Raw genomic sequence first — 25,689 nt, 5'->3', positions numbered from 1 at the left:
GTCCGATGAGAGCCCGGCTGCGCGCCTTGGGTGACTACCCGATGTGGTACGGGTCGCCGTACACCTTCCAGTCCAGCGGGGTGTTCAGGTTGAAGTTGCCGTTGCGGAGGAAGACCCGCTGCGCGGTGTCGACGCGGCTGGTGTCGCTGTGCGCCTCCTCCTGCTTCATCGCCCAGACCCGCGCGTCCAGGAACGCGTTCAGGTAGGTCGTCTCGTTGCCGCCCTGCGCCGGCGGCTTCGCCTTCGCGAGCGCGCGTTTGCGGATACCGCCGAAGCTGGTCGCGTCGTCACCGTCGCCGTGCATGACGATCGCGTCGTAGTAGCAGAACTGCCCGAGGGTGCGCAGCCCGTCGGACTTGCCACGGCTCACCGCCGGGTTGAAGTACACCCGGTCGCGCTCGTCGTTCTGGCACTGCTGGAACGCCGAGTCCTTCGCCGCGGTCTTCCAGTCCTTGGTGTAGTTCGGGTCGAGACCCTTGTGCGAGTCGCTGCCGTCCACCTTGCGCAGCGCCGGCAGGTACTTCTGCAGCACGTTGTTCGGCTTCCGGTCGGCGTACAGCTCGACCAGCTCGAGCATGTCGTGGGTCCCCGAGCAGAACCCGATGATGCCCGCGGTGTACCCGCGGCCGTCGTCGATGTCCTCGATGTACTTGTACTGCGCCTTCCAGTCCAGCGACGAGTTCTCCGCGCTGCAGACGATCTGCATCGCGATCTCCTTCTTCGCAGGGTCGTCGAGGCCGGTCGCCTGCACCGCGGCGTCGGCATGCGGCGCGTAGCGGGAGACGGCGAGCCCGGTGGCCGGCACGGCGGCGAGCGACAGGCCGAGCAGCAGTGTGGTCCGGCGCGTGGGGCGGTACTCCATGTGGTCCTCCGAGGGGCGTCCGAGGAATGAACTGTTAGGAAGCTTTCCTATCAGACGGAGGACAGAAATGAGAATACCTCGGACGTTAATGTTTTCGTCTCAGGCGAAGACGGTCAGGGCGCCCGGCGCGATGCCGATGTCGACCGGCAGCGGGCCGAGCACCTCACCGTCGCCGTACGCCGTGATACCGGGCGACTCGATCCGGACCGAGCTCCCCCGGAGCGTCCGCACCGCCGGATGGCCGACGTGCGTGCCCTTGGAGAGCTTCGGGAACATCTGCAGCAGCGTCAACCGGGACACCGGCTGAATGATCGTGACGTCCAGCTGACCGTCGTCGAGCTCGGCGCCGGCGCAGATCTGCAGGCCCCCGCCGTACGTCGGGCCGGTGCCGACCGCGACCAGCATGGCCTTGGTCTCGATCACCTCGCCGTCGACCGTCACGACGTACTCGAGCGGCTTGAAGGTGCGCAGCTCGACGAGCGTCGCGACCGTGTAGCGCGCGTTGCCCTTCGGCCAGCTCATCGCGTTGGCGCGCTTGTTGACGAGCGAGTCGAAACCGCCTGCCACGACCGTGGTGATGAACTCGTCCTTGGCCACCGCGAGGTCGATCGTCCGGGTCCGGCCGGCCACCACGAGGTCGGCCGCAGCGGCCGGATCATTCAGCGGTACGCCGAGACCGCGGGCGAAATCGTTACCGGTACCGGCCGGGATCACGCCGAACGGCATCCCGGAGTTCGCCAGCACCTGGGCGCCGAGATGGATCGTGCCGTCGCCGCCGATCAGCGCGACCGCGTCCGCTCCCGAGGCGACCACCTCGGCGGCGATCCTCCCGACGTCCTCGGCACAAGTGGTGGTGTGTACGTCGACGGTCAGGCCGGCCGCCGCGAGCCGCTCACGAACCGCCGGAGCGATCCGCGCACCACGTCCGCGACCGCTGGTGGGGTTGACCACCAGCGCGATTCTCCGGCTCATCAGTCGGCCAGGAGTTCGTCGGTGCGGCGGGCTTTGCGCCGGTCGTTGAACCGCGCGATGATCTCGGCGACGAAGAACAGCAGGCACATCGGGACCGCCAGCAGGCACATCGTGAACGGGTCGCCGGACGGCGTCGCGACGGCGGCGAACACGAAGATCACCAGGATGATGTACGGCCGGAACTTGCCGAGCGCGGCGGCGGGTACGACGCCGACCATGTTCAGCAGCACGACCACCAGCGGGATCAGGAAGGCGACACCGAAGACCAGCATCGTGCGGAGCACGAAGTCCAGGTAGTCGGGCAGCTCGACCAGGTTCTGGATGTCGAGCGGGGTGAAGCCCAGCAGGATCTCGATGCCCTTCGGCAGCGTCCAGTACGCCACCGCGATACCGGCTGCGAACAGCGGTGTCGCGATCGCCGAGAAGATGTAGGCCCACTTGCGCTCGCTGCGGTGCAGTCCGGGCGCAACGAACGCCCAGATCTGGAACAGCCACACCGGCGCGGCCAGGACCAGCCCGAACAGCGCCGAGATCTTGATCCGGAACGTCAGCGCGTTACCGACACCCGGGAAGGTCAGCTGCGGAGTCTTGGACTGGCCGGCGTCCTTGGCCATCTCGGCGACGCTGGTCACGAACGGCTTGGTCAGGAACTCGAAGGCGTGGTTGTAGAAGATCCAGCCGACGACCGTTCCGAGCACGATCGCGAGCACACTGATGAGCAACCGGTTACGGAGCTCGACAATGTGCTCGCGCAGGGTCATCCGACCCTCTGGGTCCTTCGGGTGGCTGTCCTTCTTCTCTTTCCGCCGCCCGAACTTCACCATCGACACAGGTGACGCGTTCGGCTCAGTTGGCCGTGTGCGTCGGCGGCAGGCCGTCGCCCGGCGCCTGGCCGTTCACCTGGTTCGGCTGCTGAGCCGGCTGGGCCTGCGTCTGCTGCACGGCCTGCTGCGCCGGGGGCTGCGAGGCTTCCTCGGTCAGCTCCGCGTCCTTCTTCTTGGGGCCGACCTCTTCCTCCCAGATCTTCTTCGACTTGCCGAGCTGCTTCACCAGCGCCGGCAGCTTGGCCGATCCGAACAGCAGCACGACGATCGCGAGGATGACGAGCCACTCGGCGCCTTGGGGCATACCGATGAGCGGTGCTGCCATGTCGATCTCCCTTTCACCATCAAACACTGCCAACATCAACTCGGGACTCGAGCCTGAGTTCGTGGCCGAATACTACGCCGGAGCGCGCACGTCCTCACGGGTCTGTCCAGACCCGGCCTCGAACTGTGCGGCGTCCAGCTTGGACTGGGCGGCGACCAACTCACGCGTCAGTGCCTTGACCTGGCCCCACAGTTTCTTCGCGAGCAGGGCGAGGACCAGAAGCCACACCGCCACCACCGCGAGGAACAGCAGGAACCAGAACATACCCAGGAGCCTAGCCGGTTCCGCCCCACCGCCCACGTCCCGCGGTGGGTCTCGGCGGACAACGGTGTCGGAACGTGATGGTAAAACCGAGTGTCCCGCAGGGTGGTACGGCGGGGCTCAACAGCTGGTTCACAGTGGTTCACGGGTGGTTCAGGGCGAGGCTAGGGGTCGTGGATGGTGCGGATCGGGGTCGAGGAGCGGCGGACGCGGCTCGGGCGGCGGCATCGGCTCGGAGCGGGCTGCCAGGCGGGCGATGCGGTCGAGGCGGCCGCGTCGATGGCGGCGCTGCACGCGTCCGATCCGGCCACGGTGCATCTGAGTGTCGCCGCCCGCGTGCCGGGGAGTGACGTCGCGAGCACGGAGCGTGCACTGTATGAGGATCGTTCGCTGATCCGGATGCTGGGCATGCGGCGCACGGTGTTCGTCGTACCGACGCTGTTCGCGCCTGTGGTGCAGGCGGCGTGCACGGACGACATCGCGGTGAAGCAGCGGAAGTTGCTCGTCAAGCATCTGGCCGAGTCAGGGATCGCGGACGGCACTGAGTCCTGCGGGCAGTGGCTGGCTGCAGTCGAGGAGTCGACGGCGACCGCGCTGGCGCTGCGGGGGTCCGCGACGGCGCAGGAGCTGTCTGCTGACGAACCGCGGTTGCGGACGCGACTCAACATGGCGGTCGGGAAGGCGTACGCCGCGCAGCCGTACGTGACGAGCCGGGTGTTGTTCCAGCTCGCGGCTGAGGGACGGATCGTGCGAGGGCGCCCGCTGGGGACGTGGCTCAGCGGCCAGCACCAGTGGTCGCCTGCTGAGGACTGGCTGCCCGGTGGGCTCGGCGACAAGCCGAGCGCGGAGGAGGCGCGCGTGACGCTCGCGCGGGCGTGGCTGGCGTCGTTCGGACCAGGTACGACGGCTGATCTGCAGTGGTGGGCCGGATGGACGCTGGGCCAGACGCGGAAGGCGCTGACGGCTGTCGAGGCGGTCGAGGTCGATCTGGACGGTCAGGTCGGGTACGTACTCCCGGGCGACGAGGCGCCGGAGGTCCCGGTCGACCCGTGGGTGGCGTTCCTGCCCGGTCTCGACCCGACGCCCATGGGCTGGAAGGAACGCGAGTGGTTCCTGGGCCCGCACAAGTCGAAGCTCTTCGACAACACCGGCAACATCGGCCCCAGCATCTGGTCCGACGGCCGGATCATCGGCGCCTGGGGCCAACCCGAGTCCGGCGAGGTCCGCTACCAGTTACTGGAGGACGTAGGCGCGGACACCACGGCCCTCGTCGACGCCGAGGCCGCGCGCTGGACCACCTGGCTGACAGGCGTCCGTGTCACGCCCCGCTTCCGCTCCCCGCTCGAGAAACAGCTCAGCCAGGGCTGACCCGCCGCACCACCCCCACCCACCGGCCGTCGCCCAGCCCCATACGAGCCTGCTCCACTCGAGCGTTTGTCCCCGCACGGGACTGGATATCCCCTCGTGTTGGGGGTTCTCCCCTCGCACACCAGCAGAGAAGCCCCAACACGAGGGGATAACCGCTCTTGTGTTGGCGTGTGGGTCGGTGGGCTGAGGGTGGCCAGGTCGGGGAACTGGGGACTGCTGCCCACCTGAAATGACCAGCCAGCGTCCCCGGGCATCACAGCTAAACGTCGTACGCAGACAGGGCGTCGCGGGCGGTGGCTGCGATCTGGGTGGTGAGGTCCGGTGGGTCGAGGACTGTGGCGGCTCCGCCGAGGCGGAGGACCAGGCGCTGGAGCCAGGCGGTGTCGGCGACGCGGAGTTTGACGATGAGGGAGTTCTCGGGGCCCTCTTCGACGGACTCGTTCGGGTAGTACTCGGCGACCCAGCGGGCCGGCGGGGCGAGCCTGAGGGTCGCCAGCAGGTCGTACTCCGACGGCTGGAACATGCCGTTGGACAGGTCCCGCGGTGTCGCCTCCGGCGGCGGCTCGCTCGGGAGGTCGAGCAGCTTGACCGCGGCGATGCGGTCGAGGCGGAAGAGCCGGACGTCCTCGGCCAGGCGGCACCAGGCTTCCAGGTACGTGCGTCCCTCGGACACGACGAGCCGCATCGGGTCCACGTCGCGCTCGGTCGTCTCGTCCCGCGACGGTACGTCGTACGTCAGGTGCAACCGCCGCTTCGTGGCCAGCCCGCGGTTGACGATCTCGGCGATCTCCGGTGCGGCCGGCTCGACGTGAACGTGCGCGGCCGCACCCTCACTCGCCGCCGCGGCCTCGCCGGCGGCCTGCTCCAGCTTCGCGATCGCGCGGTCGACGGCGTCCCGGTCCGGACCGCCCGTCACCTCGCGCAGCGTGCGTAGCGCGGTCAGCAGCGCCAGCGCCTCCGCCGCGGCCAGCCGCAGCGGTCGCGCGAGGTAGTCCGCGTTGTTGATGTGGATGACCCCGTCGCCCTCGGCCGCCTCGATGTCGATCTCGATCAGATCGCCCATCTGCGCACCCGGCAGCCCGCAGAACCACAGCACCTTCAGGTCCGCGATGATCTGCTTCGGCCGTACGCCGAACTCCTTGGCGACGTCGTCGACGCGAGCACCGTCGTTCTCCCGCAGGTACGGCACCAGCGCCAGCAACCGCTGCACCTGGTCTCGTGCATTACTCATGCCCCAGCCACCGTCCGCAGCCGCCAGAGCACCCCGTCCAGTACGTCGCCGGGTCCTTCGACGACCGCATCGGGTCCGTACGACGCGATCTCCTCCGCCAGCACCGACGAGTCGGCGTACGGGACGTGCAGCAGGTCCCAGCCCTCCTCGTACGGCTCGATGGCGTTCGCGCGGCGCCGCAGGCTCACACACGACCCGGTCCGCGCCCGCACCTTCGCCTCCGAGGTCGGCCGCGGCGGAGCCAGTTCGGTCACCAGCGACCGCAGGTCCGTCCCCTCCGGCACCGTGAACGCGGCCGGCTCCCCCACCGTCTTCACGTCTCCGCCGATCCGCGACATCCGGAACATCCGGGTCGCCTCGCGATCGCGGTCCCGCCCGACGACGTACCAGCGGCCGTGCCAGGAGACGATCCCCCACGGCTCGAGGGTCCGCCTGGTCGGCTCGGACGCGCCACTGCGCAGGTGCTGGAACCGCACCGCCTGCCGCGCCACGACAGCGGCCCACAGCGGGTCGAAGGCCGGCTCCGAGGCGCCGACGTGCGGCTCGATCGCGCTGAGCGCCGACTGGTCGGTCTGGATCCCGGCCGCCTTCAGCTTCAGCACCGCCGACGTGGTCGCCTCGGACAGACCGGCGTGCTGCCAGACCCGCGCGGCGACGCCGAGCACGGCGGCCTCGTCCGGCTCCAGGTGCACTTCGGGCAGCTCGAAGACGTCCCGGCGGATCCGGTAGCCGACGTCGTCGGAGAAGAACTTGTCGATCGTGCCCATCTCGATCGGGATGCCGAGGTCGCGCAGCTCGTCCTTGTCGCGCTCGAACATCTTCTCGAAGGCGTCGTCGGTCTGTCCCGCGTACCCCTCGACGACCTCGCGGATCCGCTCCTTGGTCACATAGGTGCGCGCGACCAGGAGGCAGATGACCACGTTGAGCAGTCGCTCACTCTTCCGCGCCGACACCCGACCACCTTACGGCCTCCGGGCGTCCAAAACCCGCCTTCCGCACCAGAACTTCGAACACCGGTTCGACCGGCTAGTGTCACCCTGTGATTCGGTGGCGGGACGGTGTGGTGGCGCAGGTCGGGCGGAGCTGGGCCGGCGCGCTGGAACTGACAGTGATGGTCGGCGAGCAGCCTGTGCGCGCGCTGGCGTACCCGGACCTGGTCGGTACGCCGGTGGCCGGTGACCGCGTGCTGCTCAACGTGGGCGCGCTGGACCGCGGTCTGGGCACAGGTGGGTACGCGCTGGTGGTCGCCGTACCGGACCGGTTGCCGGAGGACCCGCCGGAGCACGGGCATCTGGTGAAGGCGCGGTACACGCCGCTGCAGGCGATGGTGCTGGGTGCGGACGAGCAGGACTCCCCCGATCACGACGTACTGCGGGACGCGGACGACCTCTTCGGTACGCCGGTAGTGGTCGCGGACCTGCACTCCGCACTCCCGGCCGTGCTGGCGGGTGTGTACGAGGCACGGCCGACCACGCGAGTCGTCTACGTCATGACAGACGGCGGTGCGCTGCCGCTGGCGTTCTCGCGGAGTGTTGCGGCCCTGCGCGACGCCGGTTGGCTCAGCGGCACCGTGACGGTCGGCCAGGCGTACGGCGGTGACCGTGAGGCGGTGACGGTCCACACCGGGCTGTTGACCGCTGTACAGGTCCTGTCGGCGGAGCTGGTCGTCATCACTCAGGGCCCGGGCAACCTGGGCACAGGTACTCGCTGGGGGTTCTCCGGCGTGCAGTCAGGTGAGGCGGTCAACGCGATCGGGACACTGGGCGGCAGAGCCGTCGCCTCCCTCCGGATCTCGGAGGCGGACCCACGTCCACGCCACCGGGGCATCTCGCACCACAGCCTCACCGCGTACGGCCGCGTGGCGCTCCACCCGGCCGATGTCGTCGTACCGGATCTTTCCGGCGATTTCGGCGACGCCGTACGGGATGCTGCCGAGCCGTTGAAGGCACGGCATCGCGTGGTACGTGTGGGGGTCGACGGGCTGTACGACGCGCTGCAGGCGGCCCCCGTCAAGCTGTCGACGATGGGCCGCGCCCTGGACGAGGACCGCGCCTACTTCGAGGCTGCTGCCGCCGCAGGTCGGCACGCCGCGCGTCTGGTGGATGTACCACCACCTGCAGTGGGGTCGCAGTACTCCTGACCGAACGGGCTCACGCGGCGACAGTGGTGGTATGAACAGCACCAGGCACCGCGATCTCACGATTCACGACGTCGCCCGGCCCCAGCCGCCGCTCGCGGTCCGGGGCGCGACGACCCTGTGGTTCACAGCCGTCGGTGCCGGTGTCGCCGAGTCCGTGCTCGGAGTTGCCGGCGCCATCGCCGACGGCTCCTCCGTCCTCGGCCTGCTCGTCCAGATCGCCTTCCGCGCGATCGTGTACGGCGGCCTGTTCGTGGTCATCGACCGCTACTTCCGCCCCGGTGTCCGCTGGTCCCGCTGGCTGCTCACCGGCCTGCTCGGCACCGTCGGCATCGCCTCGCTCGCGGTCGGGCCGGTCGGCTGGTTCATCCGCGACGGAGACTTCGGCGCGCTCGACTGGTCCGCGTCCTTCATCGCCTTCGGCGCGATCCGCTGCGTCCACGTCACCGCGGTGATCACAGCGATCGCCCTCAGTTTCCACACCGACGCCAACCGGTGGTTCAGCGGCCGCCCGGTCCGGCGTACCCGCTGAAACGCCGAAGGACCGGCCTCCCGAGGTGGGGGCCGGTCCTTCGACGTCTTCGGACTGCGACTACTGGCCGGTCTGCTTCGGGGCAGGGAAGGCGTTCAGTACGTCGATCACGGCGAACGCGTAGACGGCCTTGCCGGCCTGGTCCTTGGAGGCCGGGAGCTCGACCAGCACGCGGCTGCCGACCGGGATTCCGACGAAGCCGTCCAGCGGGCCGGCTTGGGCGCCGCCGACCGTCGGGAGCTGGTCCGTCGGCGCGGCAGGCTGCGCGGGGCTCTGCTGGGTGGCGGGCTGAGCGTCCCAGGTGCTGGCCTGCTTCTTGCCGGCGTAGTCGTAGATGACGAACCGGCCGACCAGCTGGTCGCCCTTCTCGATCGGCTTGCCCTTGCCCTGCGCGAACACGACCGGCTTGCCCGGCTTCGCCGGCGGCTTGGTGCCGGCCGGGACCGTCACCGTCGGCGCGGCGTTCAGCGGGCCGGAGACCTTGATCTTGGTCGGCGCCGACGGGGTGACCGGGTCGGCGTTCAGCTGGGTGTCGTTGCCGGCCGCGGCGACCAGGTCGACGACGAAGATCAGGGTGTCGTCGCCCTTGATCCCGGCTTCCTCCTTGCCGTCGGCCTTGTAGCCCTTGTCGGACGGGACCGACAGCAGCACGCGGCTGCCGATCTTCTTGCCGACCAGGCCCTCGTCCCAGCCGCCGATGACGCTGCCCGTCCCGATCGGGAACGACGACGGCGCGCCGCGGTCGTAGGAGTTGTCGAAGACCTTGCCGTCGCGCCAGATCTGGCCGAGGTAGTTCGCGGTGAGCAGCTCGCCCTTCTTCACCTCGGGACCGTCGCCCTCCTTGAGGACCTCGGTCACCAACTGCTTCTCCGGATCACCTTCGCGGTGGGTGATGGTGGGCTTCTGCCCGAAGTCCGAGGTCACCTTGATACCGCCGGCCCCGAACCCGTTATCGCCACAGGCCACCAGGGACGCCCCCAGCGCAGCGACTACGACGAGACTCAACAACTTGCGCACGAAACCAGCACCTCGAACCATCCCGGCGCGGACGTGCGCCGATTGCCTCCGGTCAACAACGCGGACCACCCTAGCTTGCGGAACAAACTGGGTGATCGGCCGCGTGCGTCACCGTTGCGTCACACCACGTACAGTCACAGGGGCTCAGAAACCGACTGCGTTGTGAGGAGCACGGTCCGGGCGCAGCAGGGCGTCCAGACGTGACACCGCACCGGCTGTGCGTTCGACGATGCGACCGGCGTACGACAGCTCGCTCGCGCGGACTCCGCCGAGGTACAGCGAACCCAGCTCGTTCACGCTCAGGCTGAGGTCCGGCTCCGTGTGGACTGCAGTGCAGACGGCCCCGTCCGGTGCTGCGTCCAGCCGCCAGCGCCCGCCGCCGTACAGGTCGTCGGACACGTCCAGCACGAGTGAATCGGTTCCTGCATAGGTGCGGGCTTCGAGCGCACGCCGTACGTCGAGAACGCGCAGCCAGAGATTGTCCCGGGTCCGGGTCAGCTTGAGCGCTCGCGGGTTGGTCAGCATCCACCGCAGCGGCTCGTCGACCGGTCGCCTCGCAGCCACCACACGCTTCGTGAGGTCGAAGTCCAGCAGCAATCCCCACAGCGCACGGTATGCATCGGACGTCAGCGCCTCGAACGCCTCCACCTGCAGTACGCCGGCCTGCTCCGGATCCGGCGACCACGGCAACCGGAAGATCGCGGCACCGTCTACTGCGCCGGTCGCGTCGCGATGCACCAGGTGATGCGCCGGACCGGACCCGTCCGCCGGCAGCCCACCGCCTGCTAGCCCGTCCCACTTGCCCGGCAGCGGGCTGATCTCCCCTATCCGCTCGGCCCGCACGTGTTCGTGCAGTACCGGCCACGCCTTCGCCGCCTCCGCTCCGTCCACCAGGTGGAGCGCACCCGGGTCCGTGAGCTCGGAGCGGAAGGTGACATCGGTACGACGTACCTCCCACCGGTGCTGGAACGTCGCGGGCGAGAACCCGTACCGCCCGTAGATGGTCGCCTCGCTCGCACTCAGCCCGGCCAGGAACTCACCTCGCTCGCGGCAGTCGTCCAGCATCGCCGACATGACCTTCCGCAGCAGTCCACGCCGCCGGTACGTCGGCAGCACAGCGGTCGCCGTCACGCCGCCAAGGGCTATCTGTTGTCCGCCCGGCACGGTGACCTGCACGGAGACGATCGCCGACGCACCTGCGATCTTGCCGTCCACGAACGCGGCCTGTGGGCGGAACCAGTCCGCCAGGAGCTCCTGGGCGTCCCGCTCCAGCTCTTCCGCCGTCTTCTGGACCTGTGGTGGCCAGGCCGCGCTACCGGCGTACCAGGCCGACGGCTCGGGCTCCTCCTGCGGCAAGCCGTTCGCATACGGCAAGACGCGCAGGTACTCCATCGTCTCGGCAGGACTGACCGGCCGGATTTCGATCGTCATACGACTGTTCTAGAGCCGGACCAGCAGCCCGGCACTTCATTTAGTCGACGACTACATGCTGGCGATCAGTTTTTCGACGCGTTCGTCGTGGGCCTTGAAGGGGTCTTTGCAGAGCACAGTCCGTTGCGCCTGGTCGTTGAGCTTCAGGTGCACCCAGTCGACGGTGAAGTCCCGGCGCCGCTCCTGGGCCCGCTTGATGAACTCGCCGCGCAGCCGCGCCCGCGTGGTCTGCGGCGGCACCGACTTGGCTTCGAAGACCCGCAGGTCGTCGACGACGCGGGTGACCGCACCCCGGCGCTCGAGCAGGTAGTACAACCCGCGCGGCCGGTGGATGTCGTGATACGCAAGGTCGAGCTGCGCCACCCGCGGGCTGGCCAGACCGAGGTTGTTCTGCGACCGGTATCGCTCGATCAGCCGGTACTTGATCACCCAGTCGATCTCACGCTCGATCCCGGACAGGTCGCCGGACTCGATCGCCTTCAGCGTCCGCTCCCACAGCGACAGCGCCCGCTCGACGGCCGGCGTCCCCAGCTCGCGGCGGTCGACGAAGTCGCGTGCCTTGGTCAGGTACTCCGTCTGGATGTCGAGGGCGCTCGCCTCACGGCCGTTCGCCAGTCGCACCTCGCGGCGGCCGGTCATGTCGTGGCTGATCTCGCGGATCGCCCGGATCGGGTTGTCCAGGGTCAGGTCGCGCATCACGATGCCGGCCTCGATCATCCGCAGCACCAGGTCGGTGCTGGCCACCTTGAGCAGCATCGTGGTCTCGGACATGTTCGAGTCGCCGACGATCACGTGCAGCCGGCGGAACCGCTCGGCGTCCGCGTGCGGCTCGTCACGGGTGTTGATGATCGGCCGGGACCGGGTGGTCGCGCTGGAGACCCCTTCCCAGATGTGCTCGGCGCGCTGGGACACGGAGTACACCGCGCCGCGCGGCGTCTGCAGCACCTTGCCGGCGCCGCAGATCAGCTGCCGGGTGACCAGGAACGGGATCAGCACGTCGGCCAGCTTGGCGAAGTCGCCGTGCCTGCTGACCAGGTAGTTCTCGTGGCAGCCGTAGCTGTTGCCGGCCGAGTCGGTGTTGTTCTTGAACAGGTAGACGTCGCCGAAGATGCCCTCGTCGTGCAGCCGCTTCTGCGCGTCCACCAGCAGGCCTTCGAGGATTCGCTCGCCGGCCTTGTCGTGTGCGATCAGGTCGGTGACCGAATCGCACTCCCCGGTCGCGTACTCCGGGTGGGAGCCCACGTCGAGGTAGAGCCGGGCCCCGTTGCGGAGGAAGACGTTGCTGCTCCGCCCCCAGGACACGACCCGCCGAAACAGGTACCGCGCCACCTCGTCCGGGGTCAGTCGCCGCTGCCCGCGGAACGTACAGGTGACGCCGTACTCGTTCTCCAGACCGAAGATTCGCCGGTTCACATCACCCACACTACGGCGCGCTTGAGACAACCGGGTGCTGTCTCAGGCGCGCCGTCGTACGGCGTTATCCCTTTGATGCCCGCAACAATGGGCCGTCCGCCCGCATCTGGCCACTGACGAAAGGATTTCAGATGATCAAATACGGGCGAGTCCTCGCCGCCGGGGTCCTGCTCGCAGCAGGGTTCGCGGCTGCACCTGCCAGTGCGGCACCGGCCGCCTCCGCCGCTGCCTGCTCGCTGCGGTTGGGCTCGGTCACCCCTGGTGGTGACCACACCTTGCAGACCATCACCGCGGCCCCCTCCGCCACTGTCCGGCGGCTGGGCCCGATGAACCTATATCCGGACGGCCAGGCACACCTGCCCACCGCAGTCCGCACCGAACTGGTGGCACCGGCCGGCGAACAGCGCACTGGCCTGGTAGCTCTCGGGCCGCGGATGTACGGCACCAGCTACATCACCGACGGCACCGGAGTCTCGGTCGTTCCGGGCACCGTCAAGCAGACCCTGGTCGGTGGCGGCTGGGACGAGCTGCACAAGTACGTCGAGCTCAGCCAGTACTCCGTGGCGGGCTTCAGCCGGTCCAACGTCTACTCGCTGATCAACCAGTTCACCGACGGCCTGATCGCTCGCTGGACGGTCACCCCGAGCGGCTGGAAGTACTACACGACCTTCGGCGGCTTCGGCTCGGTCAAGACGATGACGCTGATCGGTCAGGGTCGTGCGTACGACACATTCCTGGCGACGACGAACGGTGGCGCGCTCTACACCGTCCAGGTGCCCACGGGCTCCGGTAAGCCGGTGGTGACAAAGATCCGCACCGCAACCTGGCAGGGCTTCGAGACGCTGATCGCCGAGAAGTGCGGCAATTACGGCACCCTGCTGCTCGGCATCGACAAGGACACCGGTGCGGGCTACCTGTACGCCGTCAGCCACGCCAACGGCGCCGCCACGGTCATCAAGGGCGTCGGCAAGGTCCCGACGACCTTCCCGGCCGAGGACTCGTACTTCCGCTACTACACGGCCGGCACCCAGCTGGCCGGAGCCTGACCCACGGGCATCTCCACCCGGAGCTGGAAGTCCGGGTGGAGATGCTCGTAGCTCAGCTGACGTGCGGTTTCTGGCGTGCCAGCGTCGTCGCCATGAGACGACGAACCTTCCTCACCGCCACCGCCGCCTCCGCTCTGACAGGTGCCCTCCCGCTCTCAGCGTCCGCGACGACCGACCTCACACTGCGTCTGCCCGCTCCCACCGGCCGCTGGTCAGTCGGTACGACGACGCGTGCCCTGGTCGATCGGGGCCGCTCCGACCCGTGGAACGGCGCACCCACCCGTGAGATCGCGCTGACGGTCTTCTACCCCGCCACCGTCGTACGCGGGTACCAGCGCGCACCACAGCTCGCACCAGCTGCGGCGGAGGTCTTCAAGGGCTTGGACGCCGGCGTGCTCCATCCGGAGCTGCCAACCAGTGGAGTGAACTGGGCCGCCACCCTCACCCATTCGTACGTCGACGCACCGGCCCTGCCCGGCCGCCGCCCCACGCTGCTCTACAGCCCAGGCGGTGCAGACCCGCGGACCATCGGCACCTCCGTGGCGGAGGAGCTGGCCAGCCACGGGTACGTCGTACTCACGCTGGACCACCCAGGTGAGGCGAGTGAGGTGGTGTTCCCGGACGGGCGGCTCCGGGTCATCGAGATCGGACCGGACGTGCAGACGGACCCAGTGCGGTCGCGGCTGATGATGGACACGCGTTTCGCCGACCTGCGGTTCGTGCTCGACCACCTGTCGGATCTGCACGAGTCGATCGACCTGCGCCGTGTCGGTGTCTACGGGCACTCAGCTGGTGGTGCGACCGCCGCAGTGTCGCTGGAGCACCCACAAGTCCGTGCAGCCGCCAATCTGGAGGGCTATCTGGACACGCTGGACGGTGAGCTCTATCCGATCGCCCGGCATGGCACCCGCAAGCCACTGCTGCTCGCTGGAACGGACGGGTTCCGGGACGAGCGTTTCGACCGCACGTGGTCAGCGGTGCTCTCACACGGCGGTCCGGTACGGCGAGTGCAGCTGTCCGACGCGAACCACTGGATCTGGACGGACTACGCCGCGTTCGCGCCGCAGCTGCAGTCCGCCGGCCTCATGACGGCTGCCGCGCGGGCCAAGCTGGTCGGTGCCTCGCACTGCGGCGTACCCGCCGTACGGCGATTGGTTCGGGAGTTCTTCGACCGGTCCCTAACCTTTTCGGGATAGTCGGCATCGAGGTGGATGACACGACTCCTCGAAGGGGGCTGCATGACCAGATGGCGGATCGCCGCGGGTGCGCTGGGCGCGGCGATGACAGCAGCGGCGCTGGTGCCGGTACCGGTACAGGCTGCTGCCGGGCAGGCGAGCGCGGCCTGTTCGATGACGCTGGGCACGGTGACCGTGCAGGGCGATCACAAGTTTCAGCGGATCACCGCGACCGCGCCCGTGACGGCGTCGCCGCCGAACGTCGGGCCGAAGGCGTTGTTCCCGGTCGACCAGGTGCGGCTCGCGACCTCGGCCGGCTGGGAGCCGGATCCGCCGTCGGGTATGGCCAACCAGGGTTACGTGACGATCGCGACCGACCTGTACCGGTTCCGGTACGTGACCGATGCGGTCTCAGGTCAGCTCGACCCCGCGTCGTACCAGAAGACCAAGGTGGGCGGTGGCTGGATCCACCAGACGTACCTGGAGCAGTCGACCTACTACGGGACTACGAAGCGCACCAACGCGTATGCGTTGCAGGGCGACGTCGTGACGCGCTGGACCGTGGAGGGGTCCGTCTGGCGCAGCAAAGCGACGTACACCGGGTTCTCGGCGGTGAAGACGATGACTCTGATCAGTCAGACCGGCGGCTACGACACGTTCCTCGCCAACACCCGTGGCGGAGCGCTGTACACGATCCGGATCCCTGCGAGCGGCGCACCGGTCGTGAAGAAGGTGCGCGCGTCGACGTGGCAGGGGTTCGAGACGCTCATCGCCGAGAAGTGCGGCAACCAGAGCACGCTGCTGCTGGCCATCGACAAGGACACGCGGCGCGGCTATCTGTACGCCGTCGGCCACGCCAACGGGACCGCAACGGTCATCAAGGGGCTGGGTCAGGTGGGCGACCAGCTAGCCGCACCTGAGGACAAGACGTACTTCCGGCACTACCCCGGCAGCTCAGAATCCAACGTCCTACTGTACGGAGAGTGAGCGAGATGATCAGGAAGCGTGCTGCCGGGTTGCTGGGGCTGGCGATGGCTGCCGGGGCCCTGGTTCAGGCAGCTCCCGCCACAGCAAGTACTACGGACGCGGCAGCTGTGCCGTTCTGTCAGCTGGTGCTGGGCTCGACCACCAGCGGAGGGGACCTCATCCTGCGGGTCCTGTCCGGAGTGACTCCGCCGGGCGCCAGCCCGAGCAGGTGGGGCGGCAAGGATCTGCTGCCGGACAACCAGCTCCGGGTGGCCAGTGGGATCGGCACCCAGACGAACGCCGAGCAGACGGGTGAGAGCCGGCTGCAGTACGTCGTCCTCGGGTCCACCCTGAACCTGCTGACCTACACGGTGAACGGGTTCGCCGGCGAGGTCGATCCAGCGACCGTGCAGCGGATCCCGATCGGCGGCGGCTGGGGCGATGTCCGCTACCTGGAGAGCTCCCGGTTCAACCGCGACACCACACTGATCCGCCAGAACATGTATGCCGTCCTCGGCGACAACATCGTGCGCTGGAACATCGGCGAGGGTACGTCGTTCAGCCGGAAGACCACGTACGCCGGATTCAGCGCGGTCAAGACGATGACGCTGATCAGCCAGACCGCGACGTACGACACCTTCCTCGCCAACACGCGCGCCGGGGCGCTCTACACGATCCGGATCCCGCTCACCGGCAAGCCCGTCGTGAAGGTCGTGCGGCGATCCACCTGGCAAGGGTTCGAGGCGCTCGTCGCGGACAGCTGCGGCAACAAGACGATCGTGGTGGGAGTCGACAAGGAGACCGGGACGCCGTACCTGTACGAGTTCGGGCACGCCAACGGGACGGCGACCGTGATCAAGGCGTTCGGCAAGGTACCGCGCACGTTCAGCGAAGCGGCGTACTCCCGGCGCTTCGAGGACAACCAGGCCTACGAGCAACTGTTCGGCGAGTAGACCCAGCCTCGGTCACACGAGGGGATATCCACTCCAGTTGTGCCTTCTCCCCTGGTATTCGAGGGGAGAAGGCACAACGCGGAGGGATATCCCCTCGTGTGGTCAGAGGTCTACGAGGTCCAGGAGCTGACCTAGTTCGGGTGGGTCGAGTTCGCGGAGTTCGCCGGTGTGGAGGTTGCCGCGGCGGACCGGGCCGATCGCGGTCCGGGTCAGCCGCTTCACCGGGTGACCGACCGCGTCGAACATCCGGCGGACGATCCGGTTTCGGCCCTCGTGCAGCGACATCTCCACGAGGGTGCGGCCGGGCACCGTGGAAACGATCTTCACCGTGTCCGCGCGGGCCGGGCCGTCGTCGAGCTCGACACCGTCCAGGAGCGCACGCAGTACCCCCGGTTTGACGTTGCCCTCGACCTCGGCGACGTACGTCTTGGAGACCTCGTACGACGGGTGCGCCAGGCGATGCGCGAACTCGCCGTGGTTCGTGAGCAGCAGCAGACCCTCGGTGTCGGTGTCGAGCCGGCCGATGTGGAACAGCCGCTCGGGCCGGTCCTCCACGAAGTCCGTGATGCACGGGCGCCCTTGCGGGTCGGACATCGTGGTCACGACGCCGCGGGGCTTGTTCAGGACGAGGTACACGTTCGCACTCACCGGCGGAATCCGCGCGCCGTCGACCCGGATGACCGCCGTCTCAGGATCCACCCGGACCCCGAACTCCGTCACCACCCGCCCGTCGACCTCGACCCGCCCCTCCTCGATCAGAATCTCCGCACTCCGCCGAGAAGCCACCCCCGCCCGAGCCAAAACCTTCTGCAACCGAACCCCGCTGTCATCCCCCATCCCGCACCCCCGCCTCCACGCCCACACCCTCCGCGTCCGCGCCTACCTCACCCACGGCATCCGCACCCTCTACTTCCGCATCGCCGTCATCCTTGGCGTCCGCTTCCTCGACGTCCTCCGCGTCCTCCGCGTCGACGTCCTCGGCGGCGGCGTCCTCGACGTCCGCGTCTACTTCGTCCTCGGCGTCCGCGTCCTCGGCGTCCGTGGCTGCCTCGGTGGAGGTGCTGTCTGCGGCGTCGGCCGACCCCTCGGCCTCATCGGTCTGCGCGCCCTCGGCGTACACCTCAGCGGACGCCTCGTCTGCCTCGGTGGAGGTGTCAGCCGTAGGTGCGGCGTCGCTCGAATCCTCAGTCTCACCGGCCTCCGCGTCGGCTGACGGTTGTGTGTCGGTGGTGGCGGCCGGGGGGAGGGTCTGGGCGGCTAGTTCTTCCTCGATGTCGTCCATGTCGGGGAGGTACGGGGCCAGCTCGGGGAGGTCGTCGAGGGACTGCATGCCCATGCGTTCCAGGAAGTACGTCGTCGTGCGGTACAGGGTCGCCTGGGACTCGGTGTCCGAACCGGCCTCCTCGACCAGACCGCGGGCGACGAGCGTACGCACCACGCCGTCCACGTTCACACCACGGATGGCCGACACGCGCGCTCGACTGACCGGCTGCTTGTAGGCGACCACGGCGAGGGTTTCGAGTGCGGCCTGCGTGAGGCGCGCCTGCTGACCGTCGAGGACGAAGCGTTCGACGTACGGCGCGGCTTCGGCGCGGGTGTAGTACCGCCAGCCGCCGCCCACCTCACGCAGGTCGAACCCACGCCCCTGCTCGGTGTACTCCGCCGCCAGCTCCTCGAGCGCCGCACCCACATCGCCCGTCGGCCGGCCGACCGCACGAGCCATCGTCAGTACGGGCAACGGCTCGTCCGTCACCATCAGGATCGCCTCGATCGCCCGCCGCATCGTCTCGTCGTCGACAACAACCTCGTCCCCCACCGGCACCGCAGTCTGCCCCGGCGGCAAATGCTCCTCATCCACCCCAGTCGGGCCTGCCCCGCCAGACAGCCCCTCCGCCTCGTCGGTCGACTCTCCCGCCGCGTTGGCCGCGTCCGTTGCTTCGGGTTGGGGAGGATTACCTGCCGATTCGGGTGCAAAATCCTCCCCAACCACCTCGGCAGAGGCTGCCGACTCGTCCACCGCGTCGGGGGTGGTGGACGGCTGGTCGTCGGTGGAGGTGGGGTCCTCCGAGGTGGAGGGGTGGTGGGAGTTGGTCACTGGTTTGCCGTCTCGGATTCGTCTGGGGCGGGTTCGTGGATGTCGGATTCGTCGGTGAGGCTCTCACCGGGTTCGAGGAAGTGCGTTTCGTCCTCGACGACCGGCGCCTCGCCGGTCTCGTCGGCGGGTTTCTGCTCCTCGTCGAACTCGTCGCTGACCGCGATCTCGCCCTCGTCGGTGCCGGTCCACCGAATAGTGAGTTCCCCCAGCGGCGTGACCTGGTCGAACGTCACAGCCGCCTCGCGGAACAGCTCCAGCAACGCCAGGAACCGGCACACCGTCGTGACGGTGTCCGGCGAATCAGCCACCAGCGACCGGAACGTCGTACTCCGTTGCCGCCGCAACCGGTCCACGATCACCTCGGCCTGCTCCCGCACAGTGACAGCCGGCGCATGCAGGTGTGCGAGCGAAACCCCCGGAGGTACGTCGTCCTTGGGCGCCATCGCCTTCGCAGCCAACGCTGCCAACCCGGCCGGGTCGAGCCCGAGCAATACCTCGGGCAGCAGCTCCGCGAACCGCGGCTCGACCCCCACAGCCCGCGGGAACCGACGGGACTCGACCGCCATCCGCTCCTGCACCAGAGCCGCGATCTGCTTGAACGCCCGGTACTGCAGCAGCCGCGCGAACAGCAGGTCCCGGGCCTCCAGCAGCGCCAGGTCCTCGTCGTCCTCGACCTCGCCCTTCGGCAGCAACCGCGCCGCCTTCAGGTCGAGCAGGGTCGCCGCGATCAGCAGGAACTCCGACGTCTGGTCGAGGTCCCACTCCGACCCCAGCGCCTTGATGTGCGCGATGAAGTCGTCCGTGATCACCGAGAGCGCGATCTCGGTGATGTCCAGCTTGTGCTTCGAGATCAGCTGCAGGAGCAGGTCGAACGGCCCCTCGAAGTTCACCAGGTGAACACTGAACCCCTTGCCCTCGGCAACAGCCGGAGCAGCATCGGTTCCGAGGTCCAACGGTAACGAGTCCGAGGAGGACACGGTCACTCCGACGCCTTCAGCCGCCGTACCAGCACCGAGTCCGGCCCGTGGTCGACGAAGTCGGCGAGCAGGACGTCGATCGCCTCCCGGACGATCCGGCCCCGGTCGGCCGTCAGGCCGTGCTCCGCGCGCAGCGCGAGTCTGGTCTGTTCCAGGCCGAGCAGCTCCTCCTCCGTCACGTACACGGTGATCTTCGTGTCGTGCCGGATCCGACCACTCGACTTCCGGTCGTCGACGACCGTCGTGCGGGACCGCACAGTGGACGACGGTCCGTCAGTGGTGGTGCGCTTCTCGGGTCTGGTCTGCTTCGGTGCCGCACCCCCGAAGAGTTCACTGGCACCTGGCAGGCTCACCCGGCGGGACAACGCGCCAGCACCTCCTTGGCAAGGTCGCGGTACTGCGTAGCCGCTTGGGACGAGGGCGCGTACGTCGTGATCGGTTCGCCGACGACCGTGGTCTCGGGGAACTTGACGGTACGCCGGATGACAGTGTGGAAGACGCGCTCGTCGAAGGCCTGGACCACGCGGTCGAGGACCTCCCGGGCGTGCGTCGTCCGCCCGTCGAACATGGTGCCGAGGATCCCGACGATCTCCAGCTTCGGGTTCAGCCGGTCCTGCACCTTGGCGATCGTGTCGGTGAGCATCGCCAGGCCGCGGAGCGCGAAGAACTCGCACTCGAGCGGTACGACGATGCCGTTCGACGCGGTCAGCGCGTTCACGGTGAGCAGACCGAGCGACGGGGCGCAGTCGATCAGGATCACGTCGTACAGCGGGATGATCGGGTCCAGGACGCGCTGCAGCGTGTACTCGCGGGCGACCTCCTGGACCAGTTGGACCTCGGCCGCGGACAGGTCGATGTTGGCCGGCATCAGGTCGAGGTTCTCCACCCGGGTCGGCTGGATCACCTCGTCCGGGGTGATGTCGCGCTGCATCAGCAGGTTGTAGACCGACAGCTCGAGGTCGTGCGGCTGGACGCCGAGGCCGATCGAGGCGGACCCCTGCGGGTCGAAGTCGATCAGCAGCACCTTGCGACCGGTCTCGGCGATCGCTGCGCCGAGGTTGATCGTGGTGGTCGTCTTGCCCACGCCGCCCTTCTGGTTGCACATCGCGATCACCTGCGCCGGGCCGGTCTTGGTCGGTGGCTGCGGCACCGGCAGGTCCGGCTGCGGCCGGCCGGTCGGCCCGATCTTGTGACGCGGACCGTTCGGGTCGTTCACGGGTGCAAGGTCCTCCGCGGTGAGCTTGGCCGTCGGCTTCGGCATCTCCGCATAGTTGTCGGGCAGGCCCCGCGGCGCCGTGGGCGCCGGCCGCGGCGGGCTGCTGGGTGGGGTCGTCGGTGGCATGCTGATCGGCTGGGCCGGCTCCGGTACCGGAAGGTGGCCCATCACGTGTTCGGTGCCCGGGAATGTCGACTCGTTCATGACTCGTCAAACCTTTCAACCGATACGGGCGATCCCAGCGACTGTAAGCGTGCATTCAAGCACTCTCAACCAGCCACTCCGCACCGGGGTGGGGCTGTTTGTCGACAAAGCTCCGAACTCGGCCGATCACCCTCCCCGGATCACCGGCCGTGACGAGATGATCGCACACCGTCTACATATTCGGCGCACCGGGGTAGCCCTCAGGAGGACAGCGCCCGGGGGTGAGAGGTGGCGTAGACCTCGCGGAGCTTGTCGACCGTCACGAGTGTGTAGACCTGTGTTGTCGTAACGGACGCATGTCCCAGCAGCTCCTGGACAACGCGTACGTCGGCGCCGCCGTCGAGCAGATGAGTCGCGTAGGAGTGCCGCAGCGTGTGCGGGGAGATCTCCTTGGAGATCCCGGCCCGCTGGGCAGCGCGACGCAGTACCGTCCAAGCGCTCTGCCGGGACAGGCGGCCGCCGCGGGCGTTCAGGAAGAGCGCGGGGGTGCCGCGACCGCGTGACACCAGATCGGGGCGCCCACGGACCAGGTACGCCGACAGCGCCTCACGGGCGTACGTGCCAACGGGTACTACCCGCTCCTTGCTGCCCTTACCGCGCAGCAGCACCGCACCGGCGTCCAGGTCGATGTCGTCGACGTCCAGCCCGACCGCCTCCGAGATACGGGCACCAGTGCCGTACAGGAACTCCAGCAACGCCGCATCCCGCGTTGCGAGCACAGCAGGCTCCGCCTCGGCCCCAGCGGCCGCTGAGAGGATCCTGGTCACCTCGTCGACAGACAGGGCCTTCGGTAGCCGCTGCGGCGGCGCAGGTGGCTTCACCGCCGCCGCAGGGTCCACTGCGGTCAGTCCCTCGCGCACACAGAACTTGTGGAAGCCACGGACCGCCACCACGGTCCGCCCCGCACTGGACGCGGTCAGTGGCGGGTGGTCGGCATCGCCCTCGCGCAACCGCATCAGGAAGTCGCCGACCACGGCCTCCGTGATCCGGCCGAGGTCGTCGATCTCCGTGCCCGCGAGGTAGCCGCCGTACCGGCGCAGGTCACGCCGGTACGACGCCAACGTGTTGGCGGCCAGGCCGCGCTCGACCGTCAGATGGTCGAGGTACGCGCTGACCGCCCGTGCGATGTTGCTCAGACCAGCACCTCGTCGAGCTTCAGCTGCGACAGGTCGTGCGCGTCCGCGATCGGACCGTACGTGACGTGCCCGTCGAACGTGTTCAGGCCGAGTGCCAGGCTGTGGTCCTGCTTCAGCGCCTCCCGCCACCCGAGGTTCGCCAGCTCGATCGCGTACGGCAGCGTCACGTTGGTGAGCGCGTACGTCGACGTGTTCGGCACCGCACCGGGCATGTTCGCGACGCAGTAGAACAGCGAGTTGTGCACCCTGTAGACCGGGTCGGCATGCGTGGTCGGACGCGAGTCCTCGAAGCAGCCACCCTGGTCGATCGCGATGTCGACCAGCACACTGCCCGGCTTCATCCGGCTGACCAGGTCGTTGGTGACCAGCTTCGGCGCCTTGGCGCCGACGACCAGCACCGCGCCGATGACCAGGTCGGCTTCGAGGACAGCCTTCTCGATCTCGAACGCGTTCGACGCGATCGTCAGCAGGTGGCCCTGGTAGATCTGGTCGGCTTGCCGCAGCCGTGCGATGTTGCGGTCGAACAGCTGCACCTGCGCCTGCATACCGAGCGCGATCGCGGCCGCGTTCATCCCGGAGACACCAGCACCGAGGATGACCACACGGGCCGGGTGTACGCCGGACACGCCGCCGAGCAGCACGCCACGGCCGCCGCCCTGCGCCATCAGGTGGTACGCACCGGACTGCGGCGCCAGCCGGCCGGCCACCTCGCTCATCGGCGCCAGCAACGGCAGAGTGCCGTCCGGCAGCTGCACCGTCTCGTAGGCGATTCCGGTGACACCCGACTTCAGCAGCGCGTCGGTGCAGTCCTGGCTCGCGGCAAGGTGCAGGTAGGTGAACAGCACCTGGTCCTTGCGCATCCGGTGGTACTCCTCCGCCACCGGCTCCTTGACCTTGAGCACCAGCTCCGTGTCGGCCCAGACATCGTCCGCCTCTGGCACGATCCGCGCCCCGGCGGCGACGAACTCGTCGTCCGGGATCAGCGAACCGGCGCCCGCCCCCTGCTCGATCAGAACCTCGTGCCCGCTGCGCACGAACTCGTGCACACCGGACGGGGTGATCGCCACCCGGTACTCGTGGTTCTTGACTTCTTTCGGTACTCCGACCTTCACAACTCGCCCTTCTTTCACGCTCCAGGTGTGCGGCTCACGTCGTTGTGTCCGCGGCCCGGCGGTTGAGGGGTGTGCCGCTAGGTCGCTGCCGAGTGTAAGCCCGCGGGGTTCATACCAGCCGATCGGATGGTCTGATCGTCACGCGACACTCTGCGAGTGCCCCGGCATTAATCCAATGGAAGCATTTCGGCAAAATCGCCCGCCCGTTTCATGCAGTTCTCAACTACTTAGCCGGCTGACGTGGCAACGATCATTGACGGGCATTCGTGGGCGTCAGGGATGCTGGAACGGCGCCCGCCCGCCCCGGGTTGCACGGTGAGGGACGTCCGACGAGAGGAGCACGGAGTGGCGATGGAACTGGGACGGTACGGGATCTGGCACGGCGGTCAGCATTACGGCCCGGAGCTCGCGGCGCGACTGGAGCAGGCGGGGTACGGCACGCTGTGGCTGGGCAGCTCGCCGGAGTCCGATCTGCGTGACGCCGAGGTGTTGCTGGCCGCAACGAGTTCGGTTGCCGTCGGCACCAGCATCGTCAACATGTGGAAATCCCCGGCGGCCGACGTCGCGGCGTCGTACCACCGGCTGGAGGACGAGCACCCGGGACGGTTCCTGCTGGGGGTCGGGATCGGGCACCGGGAGGCCACCGGCGAGTACAAGTCGCCGTACCAGACGATCGTCGGGTACCTCGACGAACTGGACGACGCGAAGGTGCCGGTCGACCGGCGGGCACTGGCCGCGCTCGGCCCGAAGGTGCTGCAGTTGTCCGCCGCACGGACCGCCGGGGCACTCCCCTACCTGACCACCCCGGAGCACACCCGGGAAGCGCGTCGCGCCCTCGGCGGCGGGGTGCTGCTCGCTCCGGAGCAGATGGTCGTGCTCGAAACCGATCCGGAGATCGCGCGCGCGACGGCCCGTGACCGGTTGGCGCCGTACCTGCAGCTGAGCAACTACACGACGAGCTTCAAGCGGCTCGGTTTCAGCGACGACGACTTCGCCGACGGCGGCAGCGACCGGCTCGTCGACGCGATGGTGCTGCACGGCTCCGCGGTCGAGATCGCGGCCGGTCTGGAGGCCCATCTGGACGCCGGCGCGGACCACGTCGCGATCCAGCAACTGGGCCACGAAGGCATCGACCTGCTGCCCGGTTACGAGGCCCTGGCAACCGTTCTCCAGTAGCGATGTGCGCTGCCGTCCGACGACGCGCCTGTTCGCCGGACGGCACCTCTTGACGGCCGCTCAGAGCGGAGGAATATCAGCAGTAGACGCACCATATTTCGTGGTGCGCACACTGGAGGTGTTTCCCCATGACTGAGCGACACGAGTTGCGTTGGGGCGGCTTTGCTGGGTTGGCCTTCGTCGTCCTGGCACTCCTGGGCAGGTTCCTGCCCGGCAATCCACCGACCGTCGACGACTCGCGGAGCACGATCGCGGCGTGGCTGAGCGACAACCGCGGCATGATCCTGACCAGCGCGCTGATGTGGGCCGCAGCGGGCGGGTTGGTGATCTGGTTCGCGTCCGCGTTCGCCGAGGCGATGCGCGAGCGCGACGAGCGCAGTGATGTGCACCTGGCGCTGCTCGCCGGATCGGTGCTGGTGGGTAGTGCGATCTTCGTGAACGCAACCGTCACCGGTGCGACCGCCTTCGCCATCGACGGCCGGGAGGTCGGGTTGAGCATGGCGATGTACGAGCTCAGCGCAGTGATGACCACGATGATCGGCTTCGCTGCCGCACTGCCGTTGGCCGCGGCCGGCCTCGGCGTGCTGCGCACGCACCTGATGCCGAACTGGCTCGGTTATCTGGCACTGCTGGCCGCAGTGGTGTCGTTCGCCGGTTCGTTCGGAGTGTTCGCCTCCGACGGCGCGTTCGTTGCCGGCGGCTTCCTGATGACCGGTATCCCGTTGCTGCTCTCGGCGGTGTGGATCGCCTGCGCCGGCGGCTACATGGTCCGCGAACACCTCCCGGAAGTCACAGCAGGCGAGGGCATCGTCCCGCAGATGTAGAGGAGGGTCTATCGCATCGTGAAGTCGGCGAAGTCGAAACCCGGTGACACGATGCACGACACCAGCACCGCCTCGTCACCCACGGGCCGGGCTGCCTGCCACGCGCCCGCAGGTATCACCACCTGCGGGCGCTGGCCAGCTCGCACGTCCGGCCCGAGGGTGACCGTCTGATCGTCGTACTCCAACGTCAACGGCCCGCCCGAGTGCCACAGCCAGAGTTCCGTCGACCGCACCCGGTGCGATCGCGACTCCTCCCCCGGCGCCAGCAGGAAGTAGATCGCGGTCGCGCTGGCCCGCGTCCCGCCGTACCCCTCCGGCTCGAACTCGACCGGCGAGCGCCACGTCTGCCGGTACCACCCGCCCTCCGGGTGCGGTTCGAGATCCAGCAAGGTGGCCAGTTCTGGCTTCTCCATGCCCCGATTCTCGGGCAGAGTGC

The 25,689-nt window shown here is 68.5% G+C and carries 27 protein-coding genes; 9 read left to right on the top strand and 18 right to left on the bottom strand.

From position 1 onward, the window contains the following. Positions 1–34 precede the first annotated feature (34 nt). From E0H45_RS36050 to E0H45_RS36030, 5 genes are all read right to left on the bottom strand, one after another. Positions 35–862 carry a chitosanase gene (locus E0H45_RS36050; RefSeq protein ID WP_131346180.1) on the bottom strand — a complete coding sequence of 276 codons (828 nt, stop codon included), beginning with the start codon at positions 860–862 and terminating at the stop codon, positions 35–37. Positions 863–961: 99 nt separating this feature from the next. Then, complete coding sequence (locus tag E0H45_RS36045; RefSeq protein ID WP_131346178.1) at positions 962–1,834, bottom strand: diacylglycerol/lipid kinase family protein; 873 nt, start codon at positions 1,832–1,834, stop codon at positions 962–964. Continuing rightward, positions 1,834–2,658: a twin-arginine translocase subunit TatC gene (tatC, locus tag E0H45_RS36040; protein WP_238155597.1), complete on the bottom strand. Its 825-nt coding sequence runs from the start codon at positions 2,656–2,658 to the stop codon at positions 1,834–1,836. Before tatC ends, E0H45_RS36045 begins: the two co-directional genes overlap by 1 nt. Before the next feature lie 22 nt (positions 2,659–2,680). Continuing rightward, on the bottom strand, positions 2,681–2,983 hold the full coding sequence (locus E0H45_RS36035) for a twin-arginine translocase TatA/TatE family subunit (RefSeq protein WP_131346176.1): 303 nt from the start codon (positions 2,981–2,983) through the stop codon (positions 2,681–2,683). Between the two features lie 72 nt (positions 2,984–3,055). Then, positions 3,056–3,247 (bottom strand): hypothetical protein, encoded by a 192-nt coding sequence (locus E0H45_RS36030; RefSeq protein ID WP_131346174.1) that lies wholly within the window; start codon positions 3,245–3,247, stop codon positions 3,056–3,058. Between the two features lie 174 nt (positions 3,248–3,421). Here E0H45_RS36030 and E0H45_RS36025 point away from each other — a divergent pair, with 174 nt between their 5' ends. After that, a complete protein-coding gene (locus E0H45_RS36025; protein ID WP_131346172.1) occupies positions 3,422–4,612 on the top strand; it encodes a winged helix DNA-binding domain-containing protein in 1,191 nt (396 codons plus the stop codon). A gap of 259 nt (positions 4,613–4,871) precedes the next feature. On the opposite strand, the gene E0H45_RS36020 is transcribed toward E0H45_RS36025, so the two are convergent. After that, positions 4,872–5,843, bottom strand: coding sequence for a helix-turn-helix transcriptional regulator (locus E0H45_RS36020; RefSeq protein WP_131346170.1), 972 nt, complete (start codon positions 5,841–5,843; stop codon positions 4,872–4,874). After that, entirely contained in the window at positions 5,840–6,796 is a 957-nt protein-coding gene (locus E0H45_RS36015) for a helix-turn-helix transcriptional regulator (protein ID WP_131346168.1), read from the bottom strand. Before E0H45_RS36015 ends, E0H45_RS36020 begins: the two co-directional genes overlap by 4 nt. Positions 6,797–6,882: 86 nt before the next feature. On the opposite strand from E0H45_RS36015, the gene E0H45_RS36010 reads away from it, so the two are divergent. Together E0H45_RS36010 and E0H45_RS36005 are read left to right on the top strand one after the other, a co-directional pair. Then, positions 6,883–7,983 (top strand): DUF3866 family protein, encoded by a 1,101-nt coding sequence (locus tag E0H45_RS36010; RefSeq protein ID WP_131346166.1) that lies wholly within the window; start codon positions 6,883–6,885, stop codon positions 7,981–7,983. A 31-nt stretch (positions 7,984–8,014) separates the two neighbouring features. Beyond that, positions 8,015–8,512: a hypothetical protein gene (locus tag E0H45_RS36005; RefSeq protein WP_131346164.1), complete on the top strand. Its 498-nt coding sequence runs from the start codon at positions 8,015–8,017 to the stop codon at positions 8,510–8,512. A gap of 60 nt (positions 8,513–8,572) precedes the next feature. On the opposite strand, the gene E0H45_RS36000 is transcribed toward E0H45_RS36005, so the two are convergent. The 3 genes from E0H45_RS36000 to pafA form a co-directional block, all read right to left on the bottom strand. Further along, complete coding sequence (locus E0H45_RS36000; RefSeq protein WP_131346162.1) at positions 8,573–9,529, bottom strand: FKBP-type peptidyl-prolyl cis-trans isomerase; 957 nt, start codon at positions 9,527–9,529, stop codon at positions 8,573–8,575. 144 nt (positions 9,530–9,673) lie between these two features. Further along, positions 9,674–10,960, bottom strand: coding sequence for a GNAT family N-acetyltransferase (locus tag E0H45_RS35995; RefSeq protein ID WP_131346160.1), 1,287 nt, complete (start codon positions 10,958–10,960; stop codon positions 9,674–9,676). Positions 10,961–11,011: 51 nt separating this feature from the next. Next, on the bottom strand, positions 11,012–12,373 hold the full coding sequence (gene pafA, locus E0H45_RS35990; protein ID WP_131346158.1) for a Pup--protein ligase: 1,362 nt from the start codon (positions 12,371–12,373) through the stop codon (positions 11,012–11,014). A gap of 131 nt (positions 12,374–12,504) precedes the next feature. Here pafA and E0H45_RS35985 point away from each other — a divergent pair, with 131 nt between their 5' ends. From E0H45_RS35985 to E0H45_RS35970, 4 genes are all read left to right on the top strand, one after another. Further along, the gene (locus E0H45_RS35985) at positions 12,505–13,419 is read left to right on the top strand and encodes a hypothetical protein (RefSeq protein ID WP_238155596.1); all 915 of its coding nucleotides are present in this window, start codon (positions 12,505–12,507) and stop codon (positions 13,417–13,419) included. 92 nt (positions 13,420–13,511) lie between these two features. Further along, positions 13,512–14,615: an alpha/beta hydrolase gene (locus E0H45_RS35980; RefSeq protein ID WP_202872684.1), complete on the top strand. Its 1,104-nt coding sequence runs from the start codon at positions 13,512–13,514 to the stop codon at positions 14,613–14,615. A 42-nt stretch (positions 14,616–14,657) separates the two neighbouring features. Next, positions 14,658–15,581 (top strand): hypothetical protein, encoded by a 924-nt coding sequence (locus E0H45_RS35975; protein WP_131346156.1) that lies wholly within the window; start codon positions 14,658–14,660, stop codon positions 15,579–15,581. Next, positions 15,578–16,513, top strand: a complete 936-nt coding sequence (locus tag E0H45_RS35970) for a hypothetical protein (protein ID WP_131346153.1) — start codon at positions 15,578–15,580, stop codon at positions 16,511–16,513. Before E0H45_RS35975 ends, E0H45_RS35970 begins: the two co-directional genes overlap by 4 nt. 102 nt (positions 16,514–16,615) lie before the next feature. On the opposite strand, the gene E0H45_RS35965 is transcribed toward E0H45_RS35970, so the two are convergent. The 7 genes from E0H45_RS35965 to ald all read right to left on the bottom strand — a co-directional run bounded on the left by E0H45_RS35965 (position 16,616) and on the right by ald (position 23,253). After that, the gene (locus E0H45_RS35965; protein ID WP_131346150.1) at positions 16,616–17,350 is read right to left on the bottom strand and encodes a pseudouridine synthase; all 735 of its coding nucleotides are present in this window, start codon (positions 17,348–17,350) and stop codon (positions 16,616–16,618) included. Then, positions 17,340–18,371 carry an SMC-Scp complex subunit ScpB gene (scpB, locus tag E0H45_RS43815; protein ID WP_337590430.1) on the bottom strand — a complete coding sequence of 344 codons (1,032 nt, stop codon included), beginning with the start codon at positions 18,369–18,371 and terminating at the stop codon, positions 17,340–17,342. Before scpB ends, E0H45_RS35965 begins: the two co-directional genes overlap by 11 nt. Before the next feature lie 233 nt (positions 18,372–18,604). After that, positions 18,605–19,591, bottom strand: a complete 987-nt coding sequence (locus E0H45_RS35955; RefSeq protein ID WP_131346147.1) for a segregation and condensation protein A — start codon at positions 19,589–19,591, stop codon at positions 18,605–18,607. Beyond that, positions 19,588–19,950: a hypothetical protein gene (locus E0H45_RS35950; protein ID WP_131346144.1), complete on the bottom strand. Its 363-nt coding sequence runs from the start codon at positions 19,948–19,950 to the stop codon at positions 19,588–19,590. Before E0H45_RS35950 ends, E0H45_RS35955 begins: the two co-directional genes overlap by 4 nt. Continuing rightward, on the bottom strand, positions 19,935–21,005 hold the full coding sequence (locus tag E0H45_RS35945) for a ParA family protein (RefSeq protein WP_238155595.1): 1,071 nt from the start codon (positions 21,003–21,005) through the stop codon (positions 19,935–19,937). Before E0H45_RS35945 ends, E0H45_RS35950 begins: the two co-directional genes overlap by 16 nt. Positions 21,006–21,205: 200 nt before the next feature. Next, positions 21,206–22,141 (bottom strand): site-specific tyrosine recombinase XerD, encoded by a 936-nt coding sequence (gene xerD / locus E0H45_RS35940; protein WP_131347207.1) that lies wholly within the window; start codon positions 22,139–22,141, stop codon positions 21,206–21,208. After that, a complete protein-coding gene (gene ald, locus E0H45_RS35935) occupies positions 22,138–23,253 on the bottom strand; it encodes an alanine dehydrogenase (RefSeq protein WP_131346141.1) in 1,116 nt (371 codons plus the stop codon). The genes xerD and ald overlap by 4 nt, the downstream gene beginning before the upstream one ends. 351 nt (positions 23,254–23,604) lie before the next feature. On the opposite strand from ald, the gene E0H45_RS35930 reads away from it, so the two are divergent. Together E0H45_RS35930 and E0H45_RS35925 are read left to right on the top strand one after the other, a co-directional pair. Continuing rightward, complete coding sequence (locus tag E0H45_RS35930; protein ID WP_131346138.1) at positions 23,605–24,429, top strand: LLM class F420-dependent oxidoreductase; 825 nt, start codon at positions 23,605–23,607, stop codon at positions 24,427–24,429. A 128-nt stretch (positions 24,430–24,557) separates the two neighbouring features. Then, positions 24,558–25,253, top strand: coding sequence for a DUF4386 family protein (locus E0H45_RS35925; RefSeq protein WP_131346135.1), 696 nt, complete (start codon positions 24,558–24,560; stop codon positions 25,251–25,253). A gap of 8 nt (positions 25,254–25,261) precedes the next feature. Here E0H45_RS35925 and E0H45_RS35920 read toward each other — a convergent pair whose 3' ends face one another. After that, positions 25,262–25,666, bottom strand: coding sequence for a cupin domain-containing protein (locus E0H45_RS35920; RefSeq protein ID WP_131346132.1), 405 nt, complete (start codon positions 25,664–25,666; stop codon positions 25,262–25,264). Positions 25,667–25,689: the final 23 nt, after the last annotated feature.

It is taken from the genome of Kribbella soli (genome assembly GCF_004331345.1).
In the GTDB taxonomy this organism is placed as follows: Bacteria; Actinomycetota; Actinomycetes; order Propionibacteriales; family Kribbellaceae; genus Kribbella; species Kribbella soli.
Note: the sequence above shows the minus strand (reverse complement) of the source record. Positions and strands in the feature narration are given on the sequence as shown.

Coding starts and splice junctions, on each gene's coding strand:
- E0H45_RS35975 (WP_131346156.1), top strand. CDS start 14,658: ATGACCAGATGGCGGATCGCCGCGGGTGCGCTGGGCGCGGCGATGACA.
- E0H45_RS35980 (WP_202872684.1), top strand. CDS start 13,512: ATGAGACGACGAACCTTCCTCACCGCCACCGCCGCCTCCGCTCTGACA.
- E0H45_RS35965 (WP_131346150.1), bottom strand. CDS start 17,350: ATGGGGGATGACAGCGGGGTTCGGTTGCAGAAGGTTTTGGCTCGGGCG.
- E0H45_RS35930 (WP_131346138.1), top strand. CDS start 23,605: ATGGAACTGGGACGGTACGGGATCTGGCACGGCGGTCAGCATTACGGC.
- E0H45_RS36035 (WP_131346176.1), bottom strand. CDS start 2,983: ATGGCAGCACCGCTCATCGGTATGCCCCAAGGCGCCGAGTGGCTCGTC.
- E0H45_RS35920 (WP_131346132.1), bottom strand. CDS start 25,666: ATGGAGAAGCCAGAACTGGCCACCTTGCTGGATCTCGAACCGCACCCG.
- E0H45_RS35995 (WP_131346160.1), bottom strand. CDS start 10,960: ATGACGATCGAAATCCGGCCGGTCAGTCCTGCCGAGACGATGGAGTAC.
- E0H45_RS36030 (WP_131346174.1), bottom strand. CDS start 3,247: ATGTTCTGGTTCCTGCTGTTCCTCGCGGTGGTGGCGGTGTGGCTTCTG.
- E0H45_RS36005 (WP_131346164.1), top strand. CDS start 8,015: ATGAACAGCACCAGGCACCGCGATCTCACGATTCACGACGTCGCCCGG.
- E0H45_RS35945 (WP_238155595.1), bottom strand. CDS start 21,005: ATGAACGAGTCGACATTCCCGGGCACCGAACACGTGATGGGCCACCTT.
- E0H45_RS36045 (WP_131346178.1), bottom strand. CDS start 1,834: ATGAGCCGGAGAATCGCGCTGGTGGTCAACCCCACCAGCGGTCGCGGA.
- E0H45_RS35925 (WP_131346135.1), top strand. CDS start 24,558: ATGACTGAGCGACACGAGTTGCGTTGGGGCGGCTTTGCTGGGTTGGCC.
- E0H45_RS36025 (WP_131346172.1), top strand. CDS start 3,422: ATGGTGCGGATCGGGGTCGAGGAGCGGCGGACGCGGCTCGGGCGGCGG.
- tatC (WP_238155597.1), bottom strand. CDS start 2,658: ATGGTGAAGTTCGGGCGGCGGAAAGAGAAGAAGGACAGCCACCCGAAG.
- E0H45_RS36050 (WP_131346180.1), bottom strand. CDS start 862: ATGGAGTACCGCCCCACGCGCCGGACCACACTGCTGCTCGGCCTGTCG.
- E0H45_RS36020 (WP_131346170.1), bottom strand. CDS start 5,843: ATGAGTAATGCACGAGACCAGGTGCAGCGGTTGCTGGCGCTGGTGCCG.
- E0H45_RS35985 (WP_238155596.1), top strand. CDS start 12,505: ATGATCAAATACGGGCGAGTCCTCGCCGCCGGGGTCCTGCTCGCAGCA.